The sequence below is a fragment of the Enterococcus sp. AMC1623 genome (genome assembly GCF_058216495.1).
The window spans coordinates 1351287-1368115 of sequence record NZ_CM177096.1 but is presented as its reverse complement, the minus strand read 5'-3'; the positions used below and the strand labels follow the sequence as shown (position 1 = coordinate 1368115).

General features: G+C 36.3%; 20 protein-coding genes. 19 read left to right on the top strand and 1 reads right to left on the bottom strand.

What is annotated here, in order from left to right; all coding sequences use genetic code 11:
* Position 1: 1 nt before the first annotated feature.
* Positions 2–460 carry a GNAT family N-acetyltransferase gene (locus AC4BC7_RS06785; RefSeq protein WP_207941131.1) on the bottom strand — a complete coding sequence of 153 codons (459 nt, stop codon included), beginning with the start codon at positions 458–460 and terminating at the stop codon, positions 2–4.
* A gap of 70 nt (positions 461–530) precedes the next feature.
* Here AC4BC7_RS06785 and AC4BC7_RS06780 point away from each other — a divergent pair, with 70 nt between their 5' ends.
* The 19 genes from AC4BC7_RS06780 (at position 531) to AC4BC7_RS06690 (ending at position 16828) form a co-directional block, all read left to right on the top strand.
* Positions 531–1157 (top strand): class I SAM-dependent methyltransferase, encoded by a 627-nt coding sequence (locus AC4BC7_RS06780; protein WP_490504203.1) that lies wholly within the window; start codon positions 531–533, stop codon positions 1155–1157.
* Between the two features lie 53 nt (positions 1158–1210).
* Entirely contained in the window at positions 1211–1450 is a 240-nt protein-coding gene (secG, locus tag AC4BC7_RS06775; RefSeq protein WP_207941127.1) for a preprotein translocase subunit SecG, read from the top strand.
* Between the two features lie 86 nt (positions 1451–1536).
* Entirely contained in the window at positions 1537–2292 is a 756-nt protein-coding gene (locus AC4BC7_RS06770; protein ID WP_490504202.1) for an alpha/beta hydrolase, read from the top strand.
* 4 nt (positions 2293–2296) lie between these two features.
* The gene (gene rnr / locus AC4BC7_RS06765) at positions 2297–4651 is read left to right on the top strand and encodes a ribonuclease R (protein WP_490504201.1); all 2355 of its coding nucleotides are present in this window, start codon (positions 2297–2299) and stop codon (positions 4649–4651) included.
* A 24-nt stretch (positions 4652–4675) separates the two neighbouring features.
* Positions 4676–5134, top strand: coding sequence for an SsrA-binding protein SmpB (gene smpB / locus AC4BC7_RS06760; protein WP_490504200.1), 459 nt, complete (start codon positions 4676–4678; stop codon positions 5132–5134).
* Positions 5135–5437: 303 nt separating this feature from the next.
* Positions 5438–6157, top strand: a complete 720-nt coding sequence (gene atpB, locus AC4BC7_RS06755; protein ID WP_207941118.1) for a F0F1 ATP synthase subunit A — start codon at positions 5438–5440, stop codon at positions 6155–6157.
* Between the two features lie 31 nt (positions 6158–6188).
* Complete coding sequence (gene atpE, locus AC4BC7_RS06750) at positions 6189–6398, top strand: ATP synthase F0 subunit C (RefSeq protein WP_207941117.1); 210 nt, start codon at positions 6189–6191, stop codon at positions 6396–6398.
* 101 nt (positions 6399–6499) lie between these two features.
* Positions 6500–7030 (top strand): F0F1 ATP synthase subunit B, encoded by a 531-nt coding sequence (gene atpF, locus AC4BC7_RS06745; protein ID WP_207941116.1) that lies wholly within the window; start codon positions 6500–6502, stop codon positions 7028–7030.
* Complete coding sequence (locus AC4BC7_RS06740; RefSeq protein WP_207941114.1) at positions 7017–7559, top strand: F0F1 ATP synthase subunit delta; 543 nt, start codon at positions 7017–7019, stop codon at positions 7557–7559. Before atpF ends, AC4BC7_RS06740 begins: the two co-directional genes overlap by 14 nt.
* 24 nt (positions 7560–7583) lie before the next feature.
* Entirely contained in the window at positions 7584–9146 is a 1563-nt protein-coding gene (gene atpA / locus AC4BC7_RS06735; RefSeq protein WP_207941113.1) for a F0F1 ATP synthase subunit alpha, read from the top strand.
* 15 nt (positions 9147–9161) lie between these two features.
* A complete protein-coding gene (locus AC4BC7_RS06730) occupies positions 9162–10064 on the top strand; it encodes a F0F1 ATP synthase subunit gamma (RefSeq protein ID WP_207941111.1) in 903 nt (300 codons plus the stop codon).
* Positions 10065–10090: 26 nt separating this feature from the next.
* Positions 10091–11497: a F0F1 ATP synthase subunit beta gene (gene atpD, locus AC4BC7_RS06725; RefSeq protein WP_207941109.1), complete on the top strand. Its 1407-nt coding sequence runs from the start codon at positions 10091–10093 to the stop codon at positions 11495–11497.
* A 13-nt stretch (positions 11498–11510) separates the two neighbouring features.
* On the top strand, positions 11511–11933 hold the full coding sequence (locus tag AC4BC7_RS06720) for a F0F1 ATP synthase subunit epsilon (protein WP_207941108.1): 423 nt from the start codon (positions 11511–11513) through the stop codon (positions 11931–11933).
* Between the two features lie 242 nt (positions 11934–12175).
* A complete protein-coding gene (locus tag AC4BC7_RS06715) occupies positions 12176–12409 on the top strand; it encodes a DUF1146 family protein (protein ID WP_207941106.1) in 234 nt (77 codons plus the stop codon).
* A gap of 94 nt (positions 12410–12503) precedes the next feature.
* Positions 12504–13805: a UDP-N-acetylglucosamine 1-carboxyvinyltransferase gene (gene murA, locus AC4BC7_RS06710; RefSeq protein WP_207941104.1), complete on the top strand. Its 1302-nt coding sequence runs from the start codon at positions 12504–12506 to the stop codon at positions 13803–13805.
* Between the two features lie 13 nt (positions 13806–13818).
* Entirely contained in the window at positions 13819–13998 is a 180-nt protein-coding gene (locus AC4BC7_RS06705; RefSeq protein WP_207941103.1) for a DNA-directed RNA polymerase subunit beta, read from the top strand.
* 112 nt (positions 13999–14110) lie between these two features.
* Entirely contained in the window at positions 14111–14395 is a 285-nt protein-coding gene (gene yidD, locus AC4BC7_RS06700) for a membrane protein insertion efficiency factor YidD (RefSeq protein ID WP_207941101.1), read from the top strand.
* 221 nt (positions 14396–14616) lie between these two features.
* Complete coding sequence (locus AC4BC7_RS06695) at positions 14617–15804, top strand: ABC transporter substrate-binding protein (RefSeq protein ID WP_207941100.1); 1188 nt, start codon at positions 14617–14619, stop codon at positions 15802–15804.
* 121 nt (positions 15805–15925) lie between these two features.
* Entirely contained in the window at positions 15926–16828 is a 903-nt protein-coding gene (locus AC4BC7_RS06690) for a branched-chain amino acid ABC transporter permease (RefSeq protein WP_207941099.1), read from the top strand.
* Position 16829 lies beyond the last annotated feature (1 nt).

Here is a 16829-nt window from a genome sequence, read left to right as displayed (position 1 = left end):
ATTATAACTCTTTTGATAAATTGTAATCGGTAATGTGATACCCAACTTTTTGATAAACATGTAACGCGCGTTGGTTATAACCAAATACATGTAAAGAAAGTTTTTGGGCACCTAATTTTTGCGCATATTCTTCAAGAATTGTCATTACAGACGTTCCATAGCCTTGATTTTGATAACCTTCAAAGATATGAATATCATAGATAAAAGCCGTTTGCTCCAATGAATTGAAGAACATCCAGGTATGACCAATCAATTTCTCTTTTAAACAAATAGAATATAAGTAATGATTGGGTGTATCTATTCCTTTAGGTAACAATTGATTATAGGACTGAATAGCTAACTCATGCGCATTATTTTCTTGCCAAGTGCCACTCTTAACTTTATCAGCTGCATAATCTATTACAGCTACTTCTAAGTATTGTTGAAATGCTTCCGTTGTCATTGCCATTAATGTTAACATAGAGATACCTCACTTTAGAGTTTATTATACACGTTTTACAACTAAGTCACTCATAAGAAGGATGAAAAAGATGGCACAAAATATTTTCGATCAAATTGCTAAAAAATATGATTCACCTAAACAACAAGCCTTAGCGAAAGTGATTCGTCAAGAAATTGAAAAAGAATGGGGCAATCAATCCGATAAACGGGTTCTTGATTTTGGCTGTGGAACTGGTTTGATTAGTCTACCTTTCGCTGGAAAAGTAAAACAGTTATTTTTAGTAGATGTATCAAGTGAAATGACCAAAATTACGCAAGAAAAAATTACACAACAAGGGTTACTAAATACAACCGTGTTGACGGCAGATTTTTTACAAGATTTACCTACGTTCAAAGTGGATACCATTCTAGTCTCTTTAGTACTTTTGCATATTCCGCAAACAGCAGAGATTTTGCAACGCCTAGCAGATATGCTGACAGAAAGTGGTCAATTAATGATTGTTGATTTTGATAAAAATCCGCTCGTTTATCATGAACGGGTGCATAATGGTTTTGAACAAACGATGCTGCAACAGATGCTGTCAAAAAACTTTTCTAAAGTTCATAGTAGAACTTTTTATGAAGGAGATCATTTATTTATGAATCAAGCAGCAACGATGTTTATTTTACATGCGGAAAAGAACGAAATGCTAAAACCACTTCCACTAGTCAATTGACAAAATTTATGATAAAGTATATGAGACGATATTTAGGGTAGGAGGTTCCCATTGTGTATAGTTTTATTTTAGGAGTAGTTGTTGTACTCTCATTCATTTTAATTATTGCAATCATGATGCAGCCAAGCAAACAAAATAGTGCGGCAAGTGCATTTACTGGTGGCGCGGATCAACTTTTTGGTAAACAAAAAGCACGCGGTTTTGAAGCCGTGATGCAACGAGCAACGGCTGTTTTAGGTGCTTTATGGATGATACTATTATTTGTATTAGTTTTACTATCTTCAACAAGATAAACAAAAAAGAGTTTGGGACGGATGACATCTCAAACTCTTTTTTTACTTTTACTATGTTAAAATGAGAGGCAGAGAGGTGTTGTTAAATGAAAATGAGTTTACCGAAAGAATTATTTGCGGAACATGGAAAAAGAGCGGTGTTATTACTGCACGCATATTCAGGAAGCCCAAATGACGTGCGCATGCTTTGCAGATCTTTAGAAAATGCAAATTATACGGTGTATTCGCCTATGTTTGCGGGACACGGTACTTTAAATCCGAAAGATATATTAAAAGAAGAAGTCACTACGTGGTTTGAAAACACAAAAACTGCGATTCAATTTTTAAAGGACAAAGGCTATCAAGAAATTGCTGTTTTAGGCTTATCGATGGGTGGCATTATGGCGATGGGTGCTTTAACTGCGGAAGAGGAAGTCATAGTTGGGGGTGGTGTTTTTTGTTCGCCCATTTTTAAAGCAGAAAATCACGTGCCAGAGAATTTTGTCCGCTATGCAGAAAAAGTCTTAAGTTACTCTGAATTTACGTCTGAGGAACAACAAGCTATGTTGCCTGAAATTGCTAAAGCTGCCGATAAGCAATTGCTAGCGATTGAATCCTTTGCACAAACAGTTAATCAAAAATTAACCAATATTCATGTCCCAATCTTTTTAGCCCAAGCGGGTAAAGATCGGATGATTGATCCATTGACGGTCTTTGATACAGCTAAAGGTTTAGCCCATACCAAAGTGACATTGCAATGGTACCCTGAGAGTGGACATGTCGTCACTGTAGATAAAGAAAGAAAAGAATTTGAAAAAGACGTATTAGCTTTTATTGAAAGCTTGTCTTGGAATGAGGAATAAATAAATGAAAGAAACCATAAAAACAAAAGTCTTACTCTTTATGGAACAAAGTCGCAAAAAAAGTTTTTCCATGGAAGAGCTAGCTGAAAATCTTGAATTACAAAAAAGTGAAGATTTTAAAGCACTGATACAAACAATTGCGACAATGGAAAGAGAGAAATTAATTGTTTTCAATAAAAAAGGGAAGATTAAGCTTCCCCAACAACAAATCGTCGTTGAAGGAACTTTTCGTGCCAATAGTCGTGGCTTTGGTTTTGTAACGATTGATCCTGAAGAGGAAGATATTTTTATCCCGAAAGAAGCCACGGGTTATGCTATGGATGGAGATATTGTTGCGATTGATATTGTTAAACCAGCTGATCCATTCAGTGATCGTGGAGCAGAAGGGAAAGTCGTAGAAGTTCGTCAACGTCAAGCGACGCAAATAGTTGGCGAATTTACTGCCTTCCCAGAAGAAGAGGTCGCAGAAACAGATTTATATGGCGTAGTCAAACCAAAAGATAAAAAATTAGAAGAATTAAATGTCTACGTTGCCGCAGAAGGTGTTCGTCCCGTGGATGGCAGTATTGTGGTGGTAGAAATTACTCATTATCCAGAAAAAGGCTATGCAACGAGTTTAGAAGGTATGGTAAAACAAGTTGTAGGACACAAAAATGATCCAGGTATGGATATTTTGTCCATCGTAATTGCCAACGGAATTCCAACAAAATTTCCTGATGAAGTATTGGCAGAAGCAGATGCTGTGCCAGATTCAATTAATCCTAGTGATTTCCCAGAGCGTCGTGATTTACGTGACCAAATGATTGTGACGATTGATGGGGAAGATGCAAAAGATTTAGATGATGCGGTTACTGTTCGTAAATTAGCAAATGGTAATTATTTTTTAGGCGTGCATATTGCAGATGTTTCCTATTATGTGACTACAGATAGTCAATTAGATAAAGAAGCCTTTGAGCGAGGAACAAGCGTGTATTTAACGGACCGAGTCATTCCAATGTTGCCACAACGTTTGTCAAATGGCATTTGTTCATTGAATCCAAAAGTCCCTCGTTTGGCAATGAGCTGTGAAATGGAAATCACTCAGCAAGGTGAAATTGTTACGCATGAGATTTTTCAAAGTGTTATCCAAACAACAGAACGAATGACTTACACAGCAGTTAATCAAATTTTAGAAGAGCAAAGCCCAGAAGTGATGGAACGTTATCAAGAACTAGTCCCAATGTTTCAAGAAATGGGCGAGTTACATCATATTTTAGAAGCGATGCGTATCCGTCGTGGGGCCGTATCTTTTGAAGACAATGAGGCAAAAGTATTGGTTGATAGTGACGGTCATCCACTAGATATTATTTTACGTAAACGAGGAATTGGTGAGCGATTAATCGAGTCCTTTATGTTGGCAGCTAATGAAACAATTGCTAGACACTTTAATGACCGACAATTGCCGTTTATTTATCGAATTCATGAAGATCCCAAAGAAGAAAAGCTACGCCGTTTCTTTGATTTTGCTTCAGCCTTAGGAATTGTTGTAAAACAAACGAAAGGTTCAATTACACCGAAAGATTTACAACAGATTGTTGAGGATACAGCGGAACGACCAGAAGCGATGGTTATTAATACGATGTTGTTACGTAGTATGCAACAAGCGAAATATTCTGAGAATAATTATGGTCACTATGGGTTAGCTGCTGAGGATTATACGCATTTTACTTCCCCAATTCGTCGTTATCCTGACTTAATTGTTCATCGCTTGATTCGTGCGTATGCTCAAGATGTTTCTGAAGAAACACAAACAATTTGGGCAGAAAAATTACCAGATATAGCTGTTCATAGTTCACAAATGGAACGACGAGCTGTTGATGCAGAACGAGAAGTAGATGCGTTGAAAAAAGCCGAATTTATGGCAGACCATCTTGATGAAGAATTTGATGGGATTATCAGTTCTGTAGTCAAATTTGGGATTTTTGTTGAATTGCCAAACACTATTGAAGGGTTGATTCATATCAATGCGTTAAAACAAGATTATTTCCATTATCTAGAATCCCATTTAGCATTAGTTGGTGAACGGACAGGAATGACGTTTAAAATTGGACAAAAAGTTCGTATCCGTGTAGTCAAAGCTGATCCTGAAACCAGAGAAATTGATTTTGAGCTAGTTGAGGCAGAAGAAACAGAAAGCTTACAAAGAGAACAAAATCGTCATCAACGTCGTCGTAAACCAAAAGAAAATGCTGAGATGAATACTAATAGTAAAAATAAAAAAGAACGTAACCAAAAGAAACCCCAAGGACCAAAAGGGAAACCGAAAAAAGGGAAAAAAGCGCCATTTTATAAAGGCGTGGCCAAAAAGAAAGGAAAATAACTGGAAGTAAATGGAGGGAAGACAATGCCAAAAGGTGAAGGACAACTAATTGCACAAAATAGAAAAGCACGGCATGATTATACGATTGTTGATACGATGGAGGCTGGAATTGTTTTACAAGGGACAGAGATTAAATCTATCCGTAACAGCCGTATCAATTTAAAAGATGGCTTTGTGCGAATTCGTAACGGAGAAGCTTTTCTTTATAATGTGTATATTAGTCCGTATGAGCAAGGAAATATTTTTAATCATGACCCTTTGCGTACGCGTAAATTGTTATTGCATAAAAAACAAATTACTAAATTAGTCGGTGAAACGAAAAATACAGGAATGACGATTGTTCCATTAAAAGTATACATTAAAGATGGTTATGCAAAGGTTCTAATTGGCTTAGCCAAAGGGAAGAAAGATTACGATAAACGGGAAACTTTGAAACGTAAAGATCAAGAACGACAGTTGCAACGAGTAATCAAAAACTTCTAACATTTCTTGTCGTTTTAGTAGAAATTTGATTTCTATTGCACAAGAAATATGATACTATTTACTCAAACGAAAGTGAAAGCGTTAAGGGTTTTAATGGTAAGTTGGTATATCATTACTAAATTTATAACAACGCGGATTTTCTATTCGTTTTTCAAATAAGGCATTTTGTCTAGTTTTTGCTGAAAATGCTTTGAAATTTTTCTTCTACGGTGGTATGATACCGATTGTTAAGTAAACTATGAACAAAAATGCACAAGCGTTTATGTCATAGCGTAGAAGACTATAGGAAGAGAGGTGAGAATATTGGAAGAACGTTCACTACTGTTTCAGATAGGGCCGGTATGGTTTGATGGGACAGTTATTTTGATGACACTGCTTACGTGCATCATTGTCTTTTCAATTGTCTTTGTTTGTACCCGTAATTTACAAATGAAGCCAAAAGGAAAACAAAACTTTATTGAATACGTCATTGACTTTGTGAGAGGAATTGCTTCTGATCAATTACCTAAAAAAGAAGTCAACAATTATCATTTATTGGCCTTTACCTTGTTTTTCTTTATTTTGATTGCTAATGAAATTGGTCTAGTTACTAAAATTGTGACCAACCATGAAGTCAGTCTATGGAAAAGCCCCACAGCTGATCCAATCGTGACGTTAAGTTTAGCTTTTATGGTCATCTTATTGACTCATTTCTTAGGAGCTAAAAAATTAGGATTAAAAGGGTATATTAAGAATTCATTTTTAACGCCAGTAAGCATTATTTTACCAATTAAACTATTGGAAGAATTCACGAATGTAATTAGTTTAGGTTTACGTTTGTATGGAAATATTTTTGCAGGTGAAGTTCTTTTAAGTTTAATCGTTTCTATGGTAAATAATCTAGGTTGGATTGCATTACCATTAGCTATCCCATTAGAGATGATTTGGATTGGTTTCTCCTTATTTATCGGAGGAATTCAAGCTTATGTATTTGTTACATTAACGATGGTATTTTTAAGTCACAAAATTGAAGTAGAACACTAACATATCGTTTATTTTAGGAGGAAGAAATATTATGGAATTTATCGCAGCAGGAATGGCAATTATCGGATCAGCTTTAGGTGCAGCTTATGGTAACTCACAAGTTGTTAAACAAGCATTGGAATCAATGGCTCGCCAACCAGAAATGGCAAAAGATTTACGCTCAACAATGATTTTAGGTATGGCGTTTATCGAAGCTGTGCCAATCTTGGGTATCGTTGTTGCTTTACTTCTTGTTTTATAAGAACCACAAAATAAAGCAGAAGTTATAAATCTTCTGCTTTTTTTGTGACACGTGAAGCTTATTCATAGAAAACGAAATTTCAAGTAAAGGAGTTACAGCGTATGCTAAATCACTTGGTTCTGTCAATGGCAGAAGTGCATAATACAATGATCAGTAATTTTGTTGTTGTTACAGGCTCATTTGTTCTCTTACTTGTGCTTTTAAAGATTTTTGCATGGGACTCCATCTCAGCAATTATGAAAAAGCGTGAAGATAAGATTGCCAATGATTTAGATTCAGCAGAAAAATCTCGGATTGAAGCAGCTAAATTAGAAGAAGAACGTCAACTACAATTAGTAAGTTCTCAAACTGAAGCTGCTGAGATTATTAAAAATGCACGAGATAGTGGAGAATCAAGCCGCCAAGCAATTCTGAAAGATGCCGAAGAAACAGTCACTCAAATGAGAGACAAAGCGCATAATGATATCGCAAACGAACGTCAAGCTGCGTTATCGACTGTGAAAGATGAAGTAGCTGATCTTTCTCTTCAAATTGCAGAAAAAATCTTAAATCAAGAACTATCTCTAGAATCGCATAAAGCATTGATTGATCAATGTATTGATGGATTAGGAACAACCGATGAAGCTAGATAAAATTACCGTTGCTAAACGTTACGGCAAAGCGTTATTTGAATTGGCGGTCGAATCTCAACAAGCCGAAGACGTATACAATGAATTATTGAAACTACGACAAATATTTGAAGATATCCCTGAATTGGGAGACTTATTAAGTGATGCTCGATTGGATTTAAACGAGAAGCGTAACGTAATGGATAATCTTGTGAAAGGTTTCAACGGAATCGTTCGCAATACTTTAGAAGTTATCTATCAATATAATCGCATGTATGACTTGTTATTAATTATTGATGAATATGAGAGACTATTCAATGATAGTAAAAATATTGTTTTAGGAAGTGTAACCACAGCGGTACCACTTACAAATGAACAAAAAGCGAAACTAACTCAAAAAGTAGCCAAGCAATTAGGTTATCAAAAAGCAGAGTTAACGGAACAAGTTGATCCCAATATACTTGGTGGGGTAATCGTTGAAGCGAATCACCATGTCATTGATGGGAGTATTAGAAGCCGTTTAGAATATTTGCGAAAAGAATTACGCAAATAATACAAACAGTAAGAGGTGAATCGAATGGCCATTAAAGCAGAAGAAATCAGTGCTTTGATTAAAGATCAGATAAAAAATTATCAAAGTAAGATTTCCGTCGAAGAAGTAGGAACGGTTACTTACATTGGTGATGGAATCGCGCGCGCGCATGGACTAGAAAATGCGATGAGTGGCGAATTGCTTGAATTTTCAAATGGTGCTTTCGGTATGGCACAAAATTTAGAGTCTAATGATGTAGGGATCATTATTTTAGGAGATTTTGAATCCATTCGCGAAGGCGATACAGTAAAACGCACAGGGCGCATTATGGAAGTACCCGTGGGTGATGCTTTAATCGGTCGTGTAGTTAATCCATTGGGACAACCAATCGATGGCTATGGTCCAATTAAAACAGATAAATTCCGTCCAGTAGAAGCTGAAGCACCAGGTGTTATGCAACGTAAATCAGTTTCTGAGCCAATGCAAACAGGATTAAAAGCGATTGATGCACTGGTGCCAATCGGTCGTGGACAACGTGAGTTAGTTATTGGTGACAGAAAAACTGGGAAAACATCGATTGCCATTGATACAATTATCAACCAAAAAGGGCAAGATATGATTTGTATTTATGTGGCAATTGGGCAAAAAGACTCCACAGTTCGTACACAAGTAGAAACACTACGTAAATATGGTGCAATGGACTATACAATTGTAGTATCAGCAGGAGCATCACAACCAGCGCCGTTGTTATATATTGCACCTTATGCGGGAACAGCAATTGGTGAAGAATTTATGTATAACGGAAAACATGTATTAATTGTTTTTGATGACTTATCGAAACAAGCTGTTGCTTATCGTGAGCTTTCGTTACTATTACGTCGTCCTCCAGGTCGTGAAGCATACCCAGGGGATGTGTTCTACTTGCATTCACGTTTATTAGAACGTGCAGCGAAATTAAGTGATGATTTAGGTGGTGGTTCAATGACTGCCTTGCCATTTGTTGAAACACAAGCAGGAGATATTTCTGCTTATATTCCGACAAACGTTATTTCAATTACAGATGGACAAATTTTCTTAGAAAGTGACTTATTCTATTCAGGTGTTCGTCCAGCCGTAGCTGCTGGATTATCTGTCTCACGGGTAGGTGGTTCTGCGCAAATTAAAGCAATGAAAAAAGTTGCGGGTACATTGCGTTTAGATTTAGCTAGTTACCGTGAATTAGAAGCCTTCACTCAATTTGGTTCTGATTTAGATGCTGCGACACAAGCGAAGTTAAATCGTGGTCGTCGTACAGTTGAAATTCTAAAACAAAAATCACATGCGCCACTTCCTGTAGAAAAACAGGTGGTTATCTTATACGCATTAACACGTGGATTTATTGATAGCGTACCTGTAAATAGTATTTTGGACTTTGAATCAGAATTATTCGATTATTTGGAAGCAAATTATGCACATTTATTTGAAACAATTCGTACAACGCATGATTTACCAGCTGAAGCTGATATGAATCAAGCAATTAAAGAATTCCAAGAATTATTTATGGCAGGAAAAAGCAATCAAAACAAAGAGTTTATTAAAGAACATTTAGCGACGATGGAGCAATCGTAAAAGAGGTGAAGAATAATGGGTGCTTCTCTAAATGAAATAAAACAACGGATTACTTCCACAAAGAAGACCAGTCAAATCACCAGAGCGATGCAAATGGTATCGGCTTCGAAACTGACAAAATCAGAAGCGCACTCTAGCCAGTTTCAAATTTACGCAAAAAAAGTGCGTGAATTAGTGACACATATTACTACCAGTCAGTTAATTGAGATGGAAAAATCAGAAAAGAAACAAGAACTAGACTTTAATAGTATGTTAGTTAGTCGACCAGTGAAAAAAACAGGGTATATTGTTATTACTTCAGATGGTGGATTAGTTGGCGGATATAATAGCTCTATTTTAAAACAAATGATGACGATGTTAGCAAAAGATCATAAATCTTCTAACGAATATGTAATGATTTCGATTGGAGCAACCGGGGCTGAATTTTTTAAAGCACGGGATATCCCATTAGCGTATGAATTACGTAACTTGTCAGATCAGCCAAGTTTTGAAGAAGTAAGAAAAATTGTTAATATGACTGTTTCAATGTATCAAAATGAAGTGTTTGATGAGTTATATGTTTGTTATAACCATCATGTCAATTCACTAACAAGTCAATTCCGAATGGAAAAAATGTTGCCTATTACAACAATTAATCCGGAAGAAGCTAAAACGTATGAACAAGAATACATTTTTGAACCTTCTAAAGAAGCAATTTTAAACCAGTTGCTTCCACAATATGCAGAAAGTTTGATTTATGGAGCAATTGTTGATGCGAAAACTGCTGAGCATGCTGCGGGTATGACCGCAATGAAAACAGCAACAGATAATGCAGGAAATATTATTGATGATTTAACGATTTCTTATAATCGTGCACGTCAAGGGGCAATTACCCAAGAAATTACTGAAATTGTGGGTGGAGCAGCAGCTCTCGAATAATTTCGTGAATGAATGGAGGAAAACAAATGAGTTCAGGCAAGATTGTTCAAGTCATCGGTCCCGTAGTTGACGTGGAATTTTCTTTGGACCAATCCTTACCAGATATCAACAATGCGTTGGTAGTCTACAAAAAGAATGATGAAAAAACGAAAGTTGTACTTGAAACAGCATTAGAGCTTGGTGACGGCGTCGTGCGTACGATTGCAATGGCATCTACAGATGGCTTACAACGTGGTATGGAAGTCATCGATACAGGAGCTTCAATTTCTGTTCCTGTTGGGAAAGAAACGTTAGGTCGTGTATTTAATGTTTTAGGAGATACAATTGATTTAGATGAACCATTTCCTGAAAAAGTAGAGCGCAGTGGTATTCATAAAAAAGCACCTGATTTTGATGAATTAAGTACAAGTACAGAAATTCTTGAAACTGGAATCAAAGTTATCGATTTATTAGCACCTTACTTAAAAGGTGGTAAAGTTGGTTTATTCGGTGGTGCCGGTGTAGGTAAAACGGTATTAATCCAAGAATTAATTAATAACATTGCACAAGAACATGGTGGGATTTCAGTATTTTCAGGTGTCGGTGAGCGTACGCGTGAAGGAAATGACCTTTATTACGAAATGAAAGAATCAGGCGTTATCGAAAAAACAGCCATGGTTTTTGGGCAAATGAATGAACCACCAGGCGCACGTATGCGTGTAGCATTGACTGGTTTGACGATTGCAGAATATTTCCGTGATGTGGAAGGACAAGACGTATTGTTATTTATTGATAACATTTTCCGTTTTACGCAAGCTGGTTCGGAAGTTTCAGCGCTGTTAGGTCGTATGCCTTCAGCGGTGGGGTATCAACCAACATTGGCTACTGAAATGGGTCAATTACAAGAACGTATTACTTCAACGAAAAAAGGTTCAATTACATCCATTCAAGCGATTTATGTACCTGCCGATGACTATACGGACCCGGCGCCAGCAACTGCATTTGCGCATTTGGATGCGACAACCAACTTAGAACGTAAATTAACAGAACAAGGGATTTATCCTGCGGTAGACCCATTAGCATCTTCTTCTAGTGCCTTAGCACCTGAAATTGTTGGTGAAGAGCATTATCAAGTGGCTAGTGAAGTACAACGTACATTGCAACGCTATCGTGAATTACAAGATATTATCGCTATCTTAGGGATGGATGAATTATCTGATGAAGAAAAAGTCTTGGTATCACGTGCCCGTCGTATCCAATTTTTCTTATCGCAAAACTTCCACGTAGCTGAACAGTTTACAGGCCAACCTGGTTCATATGTTCCTGTTAAAGAAACAATCAAAGGGTTCAGAGAAATCCTTGATGGAAAATATGATGAACTTCCAGAAGAAGCTTTCCGTAGTGTCGGACGTATCGAAGAAGTAGTTGAAAAAGCGAAAAACTTAGGATACTAGAAAGAGGTGCCTTATGGATCAACATTTAACGGTCAATATTGTGACACCTAGTGGCGTGGTGTATAATCATCATGCGAAAATCGTTGTAGTCAAGACAATAGATGGTGAAATGGGGATTTTACCTCATCATGCTCCAATCATTGCACCATTAATTATCGATGAAGTACGTATCAATCGAATCGATTCAGAAAATCATATTGATTGGGTTGCTGTAAATGGCGGAATAATGGAAGTGCGTGATAATATCGTTACGATTATTGCGGATAGTGCAGAACGTGAGCGTGAAATTGATATTGCACGTGCTCAACGTGCGAAAGAACGCGCCGAACGAATGATTGCTGAAGCGAAAGCCCACGATAATGTGGATGAATTAAAACGAGCGACAGTAGCGTTACATCGTGCGTTGAATCGAATCAATGTGTCAAATCATCTTTAAAAATGAGAACTTTCTCTTTATGAGAAGGTTCTTTTTTTTAATTTGGACTGGAAAATAATCTATAAAAAAGTAAGTAGAAGAGTTGATATAACAAACTTTTTAGCAAATGGTAATCATGATAAAATAATTAAAAAGTTTTTTAAAAAATGTTTTAAAAACTTTTTGCGGGGACAATATTTTTTTATTTTCTTGATTTATGGTATTATCTATATGTTGAATTTTCGTAAAGAAGGAGTTTTTGTATGCAAGTTTATGGTATTGATGCATTCATCCGAATTGTTAGTCATTTAGCTTTTATTTATCTAGCTTTTTGGGCGTTAGGTTCTGTGAGAATCGAAACGTTTTTTAAAGCCCTTCATACAACGCAAATTCGCTTAATTCTTGTGTTAATTTCGGTGGCAATTGGTTTTACCGCCAGCAATTTTTTTCTAGAAATTATTATTTTATGCAAGAATTTATTTTTAGTAGGTTTTTAACAGTACTGCTTGCTATTTAAAATAAAATGAATATGCTATAATAAAAAAGATTTTGATTGAAATGTCACATAGCGTTCTATTTGGAGGGAACAAGATGGAAGAGATTATCGTTCAAGGTGGTAATCAGTTAAAAGGAACTGTAAAAATTGAAGGAGCAAAGAATGCGGTGTTACCGATCTTAGCTGCCACTTTATTAGCTGAAGAAGGCACAACAACATTAAAAAATGTCCCAATTCTTTCAGACGTATTTACAATGAACAAAGTGATTCAACACTTAAATGTAGATGTTGATTTTGATACTGATAAAAATGAAGTTGTCATTGATGCATCACGACAATTAGAAATTGAAGCGCCGTATGAATATGTTAGCAAAATGCGTGCCTCAATTGTTGTAATGGGTCCTTTATTGGCTCGTAATGGTCATGCAAAAGTTGCAATGCCAGGTGGATGTGCCATTGGAAAACGTCCGATTGATTTACATTTAAAAGGATTCCAAGCTTTAGGTGCTGAAATTATTCAAAAAGATGGTTACATTGAAGCTATTGCAGATGAATTAAAAGGCAATAATATCTATTTAGACTTTCCTAGCGTAGGAGCTACTCAAAATATTATGATGGCTGCTGTCAAAGCGAAAGGGACAACAATTATTGATAACGTAGCTAGAGAACCTGAAATTGTAGATCTTGCGAATATTTTAAATAAAATGGGTGCAAAGATTTATGGTGCGGGAACTGAAACAATGCGTATTGAAGGTGTAGATCATTTACATGCAGTTAATCATGCAATTGTACAAGATCGTATTGAAGCAGGAACATTTATGGTAGCTGCTGCTATGACAGAAGGTAATGTGTTAATTCAAGATGCTATTTCGGAACATAATCGTCCGTTGTTGTCTAAATTAATCGAAATGGGTGCTAAAGTAATTGAAGAAGACAATGGTGTACGTATCATTGGACCAAAAGAACTAAAAGCAACAGATGTTAAGACAATGCCACATCCAGGCTTCCCAACAGATATGCAAGCTCAAATGACGGCAATTCAAGTCATTGCTAACGGGACAAGTGTTGTTACTGAGACAGTTTTTGAGAATCGCTTCCAACATTTAGATGAGATGGTTCGTATGAATGCTCATGTTAAAATCGATGGGAACGTAGCGATTATTGAAGGTGGACATCAATTACAAGGTTCTTTAGTTTATGCAACTGATTTACGTGCTGCGGCAGCTTTGATTTTGGCTGGCTTAAAAGCAACGGGTCGTACACGCGTGCGCAATTTGAAATATTTAGATCGTGGTTATTATAAATTCCACGAAAAATTACAAAAATTGGGTGCAAATGTAGAGCGAGTGAACAGCTCTAAAGAAGCTGTAGAAGAAGCGGTTGTTGCACAACCATAAGGAGGATGGCAGAATGGAAATAAGCGAAGACATTCTTAAAACCCTAATTAAAATTCTATCCATCGTATTTGGCGCTATTTTGTTGTTTTTCATCGGTTTAATGATTGGATACGGTGTGATTGGAGATGGATCTCCGTTCCACGTTTTCAATCGCGAGCTATGGCAACATATTCTAGATTTTTTTAATATATAAAGTTAAGGGGAAAGACAGGTTTGAGACTGTTTTTCTCTTTTTATTTTAGTAATTTTTAAGTTTGTATCAAGAACTAAAAAAAGATATACTTTGAATGAAAAGAGGGAAAAGCATGCAAAAGATATTAATTTATTTTGTTCGAGGGTACCAACGGTTCATTTCGCCATTATTTCCGCCAAGTTGTCGTTATTATCCAACTTGTTCGAGTTATACGATTGATGCCATTCAAGTACATGGTGCGGCGAAAGGAACCTTGATGGGAATTGCGAGAATATTACGTTGTCATCCATTTGTTAAGGGTGGAATTGATTACGTTCCACGAAATTTTACTTTAAAAAGAAATACAACAGACGAAATACGCCCCAATTATACGTATCGAAAAGAAAATAAAAAATGAAAAACTTTCACAATCTGGGGAGGTTTTTCATTTTTTTTATGAAAATCCACTGCCGTTATTCAATGAAATAGCGTTGAAAAACTATTATTTAAGCGTGCTCTTATCAATTTGTTATTAGATTGTCAAAATGTATAAAATATTCTGAAAATTCATTGACAATTACTGAAAAATTCTGTATATTAATTTCATACTCAGGGGAGTAAAAAAGGGAGGAATTAAGTATGAAAAAGAAATTTGCATTTCTATTTGCTAGTTTGTTTCTACTAGGTGCTTGTAGCGCTGGCCCAAGTGGCGGTGGTAACTCAAATGGCAACTCAAACGGTGGTGGCAACACACAAGAAGGGGACACAATCAAAATTGGTTTGAACCTTGAATTATCAGGAGCAGTTGCTGGATACGGGACACAAGAAAAAGAAGGTGTCGAATTAGCCGTTGAAAAAATCAATGCTGATGGCGGTATCTTAGGCAAAGAAGTTGAATTAGTGATTAAAGATAATAAATCTGATAGTAATGAGGCGGCTACAGCAGCAGCCAATTTAACAACAAACGATGGAGTTGTTGCCATTATTGGCCCAGCAACAACTGGTGCAAGTAAAGCAGCTATTCCTAACGTTACCAAAGCACAAGTACCAATGATTACACCTTCTGGTACAGATGATGCGATTACTGTGAATGGTGATAAAGTGCAAGAATATGTTTTCCGTTCTTGTTTCCAAGATAGTTTCCAAGGTGTTATTTTAGCAAACTATGCTGACGAAACTTTATCAGCTGAAAAAGCAGTTATCTTTGGAGATAATTCAAGTGACTATGCAATTGGTTTAACGAAAGCCTTTGAAAGTGCATATGATGGAGAAGTGGTGTTAAGAGAAAACTTCACAAAAAATGATAAAGATTTCCAAGCTCAATTAACTAAAATTAAAAATGCTGACTTCGACGTATTGTATTTACCAGGTTATTATGAAGAAGCTGGTTTGATTATTAAACAAGCGCGCGAAATGGGAATTGAACAACCAATTTTAGGTGCTGACGGTTTTGGTGATGAAAAAATGATTCAACTTGCAGGTGCTGAAAATGTATCGAATGTCTTCTATACAGGTCACTTCTCAGCATTAGCTCCAGCAAATGATACTGTACAACCATTTATTGATGCATTTAAAGAAAAATATGGCAAAGAGCCATCTACGTTCAATGCATTAGCTTATGATGCAATGTTTATGATTAAATCAGCCATTGAATCACAAGACTCTGCGGATTCAGCGGCAATTACAAAAGGTCTTGCTGAATTGAAAGATTTTGTTGGGATTACAGGAAACATTACAATGGATGCAAACCATAACCCAGAAAAATCAGCTGTTGTTATCGGTTTTACAGATGGTAAAGAAAGTTCAGCTGATACAGTAAATCCATAATTGGATGAATTGAACATATAAGAGCTGGGACAAAATCAAACAATCGGTTTTGTCACAGCTTTTATTTTTTGCTACAGTGGTAAAAAAAGTAATAAAAATGAACTATTTGGATGTGATAAAGATGGAAGTAATGATCCAACAATTAATTAATGGACTATTCCTAGGTAGCATATATGCCTTGATGGCACTAGGATATACAATGGTCTATGGTATTATTAAACTTATTAACTTTGCTCATGGTGAAATCTATATGATTGGGAGTTTTATCGGATATTTTTTGATTAATTCTTTTAATACGTGGGGAATTTTACCAAATGCCTGGGGCTTTTTCATAGCAATGATTATTTCAATGGCAGCTAGTGCCTTGTTAGGTGTGGTTGTAGAATTTTTAGCCTACCGACCTTTAAGAAAATCAACGAGAATTGCAGCATTGATTACAGCAATTGGAGTATCTTATTTATTACAAAATGTAATGATTTATTTCTTCTCACCAGATACTCGCCCGTTTCCACAAGCAATTGCTCGCAAAGCGTTCTCAATTGGCTTTGTTTCAGTAAGTAATATTCAATTATTGATTTTAGGTATTTCCGTATCCTTAATGATTATATTACAATTAATCGTTCAAAAAACGCGTATGGGAAAAGCAATGCGCGCAGTAAGTGTGGATACCGATGCAGCTCAATTAATGGGGATTAATGTAAACAGAACTATTTCATTTACTTTTGCCTTAGGTTCAGCTTTAGCAGCAGCAGGCGGAATGCTGATTGGTTTGTATTATAACTCAATCGATCCAATGATGGGTGTGGCACCAGGTTTGAAATCCTTTGTTGCAGCAGTTTTAGGTGGGATTGGAATTATTCCAGGAGCAGCGCTAGGTGGGTTTGCAATTGGTCTAATTGAAACAATGTCAACTGCTTTAGGTTTTTCTGATTACAAAGATGCATTAGTATATGCCGTTTTAATTATTATTTTATTGATTCGTCCAGCCGGAATTCTCGGCAAAAATATTAAAGAGAAAGTGTAGG

Coding starts and splice junctions, on each gene's coding strand:
- AC4BC7_RS06740 (WP_207941114.1), top strand. CDS start 7,017: ATGAAGCTAGATAAAATTACCGTTGCTAAACGTTACGGCAAAGCGTTA.
- AC4BC7_RS06730 (WP_207941111.1), top strand. CDS start 9,162: ATGGGTGCTTCTCTAAATGAAATAAAACAACGGATTACTTCCACAAAG.
- AC4BC7_RS06770 (WP_490504202.1), top strand. CDS start 1,537: ATGAAAATGAGTTTACCGAAAGAATTATTTGCGGAACATGGAAAAAGA.
- AC4BC7_RS06780 (WP_490504203.1), top strand. CDS start 531: ATGGCACAAAATATTTTCGATCAAATTGCTAAAAAATATGATTCACCT.
- smpB (WP_490504200.1), top strand. CDS start 4,676: ATGCCAAAAGGTGAAGGACAACTAATTGCACAAAATAGAAAAGCACGG.
- atpD (WP_207941109.1), top strand. CDS start 10,091: ATGAGTTCAGGCAAGATTGTTCAAGTCATCGGTCCCGTAGTTGACGTG.
- AC4BC7_RS06715 (WP_207941106.1), top strand. CDS start 12,176: ATGCAAGTTTATGGTATTGATGCATTCATCCGAATTGTTAGTCATTTA.
- AC4BC7_RS06695 (WP_207941100.1), top strand. CDS start 14,617: ATGAAAAAGAAATTTGCATTTCTATTTGCTAGTTTGTTTCTACTAGGT.
- rnr (WP_490504201.1), top strand. CDS start 2,297: ATGAAAGAAACCATAAAAACAAAAGTCTTACTCTTTATGGAACAAAGT.
- atpA (WP_207941113.1), top strand. CDS start 7,584: ATGGCCATTAAAGCAGAAGAAATCAGTGCTTTGATTAAAGATCAGATA.
- yidD (WP_207941101.1), top strand. CDS start 14,111: ATGCAAAAGATATTAATTTATTTTGTTCGAGGGTACCAACGGTTCATT.
- murA (WP_207941104.1), top strand. CDS start 12,504: ATGGAAGAGATTATCGTTCAAGGTGGTAATCAGTTAAAAGGAACTGTA.
- atpF (WP_207941116.1), top strand. CDS start 6,500: ATGCTAAATCACTTGGTTCTGTCAATGGCAGAAGTGCATAATACAATG.
- AC4BC7_RS06690 (WP_207941099.1), top strand. CDS start 15,926: ATGGAAGTAATGATCCAACAATTAATTAATGGACTATTCCTAGGTAGC.
- AC4BC7_RS06705 (WP_207941103.1), top strand. CDS start 13,819: ATGGAAATAAGCGAAGACATTCTTAAAACCCTAATTAAAATTCTATCC.
- atpE (WP_207941117.1), top strand. CDS start 6,189: ATGGAATTTATCGCAGCAGGAATGGCAATTATCGGATCAGCTTTAGGT.
- AC4BC7_RS06720 (WP_207941108.1), top strand. CDS start 11,511: ATGGATCAACATTTAACGGTCAATATTGTGACACCTAGTGGCGTGGTG.
- AC4BC7_RS06785 (WP_207941131.1), bottom strand. CDS start 460: ATGTTAACATTAATGGCAATGACAACGGAAGCATTTCAACAATACTTA.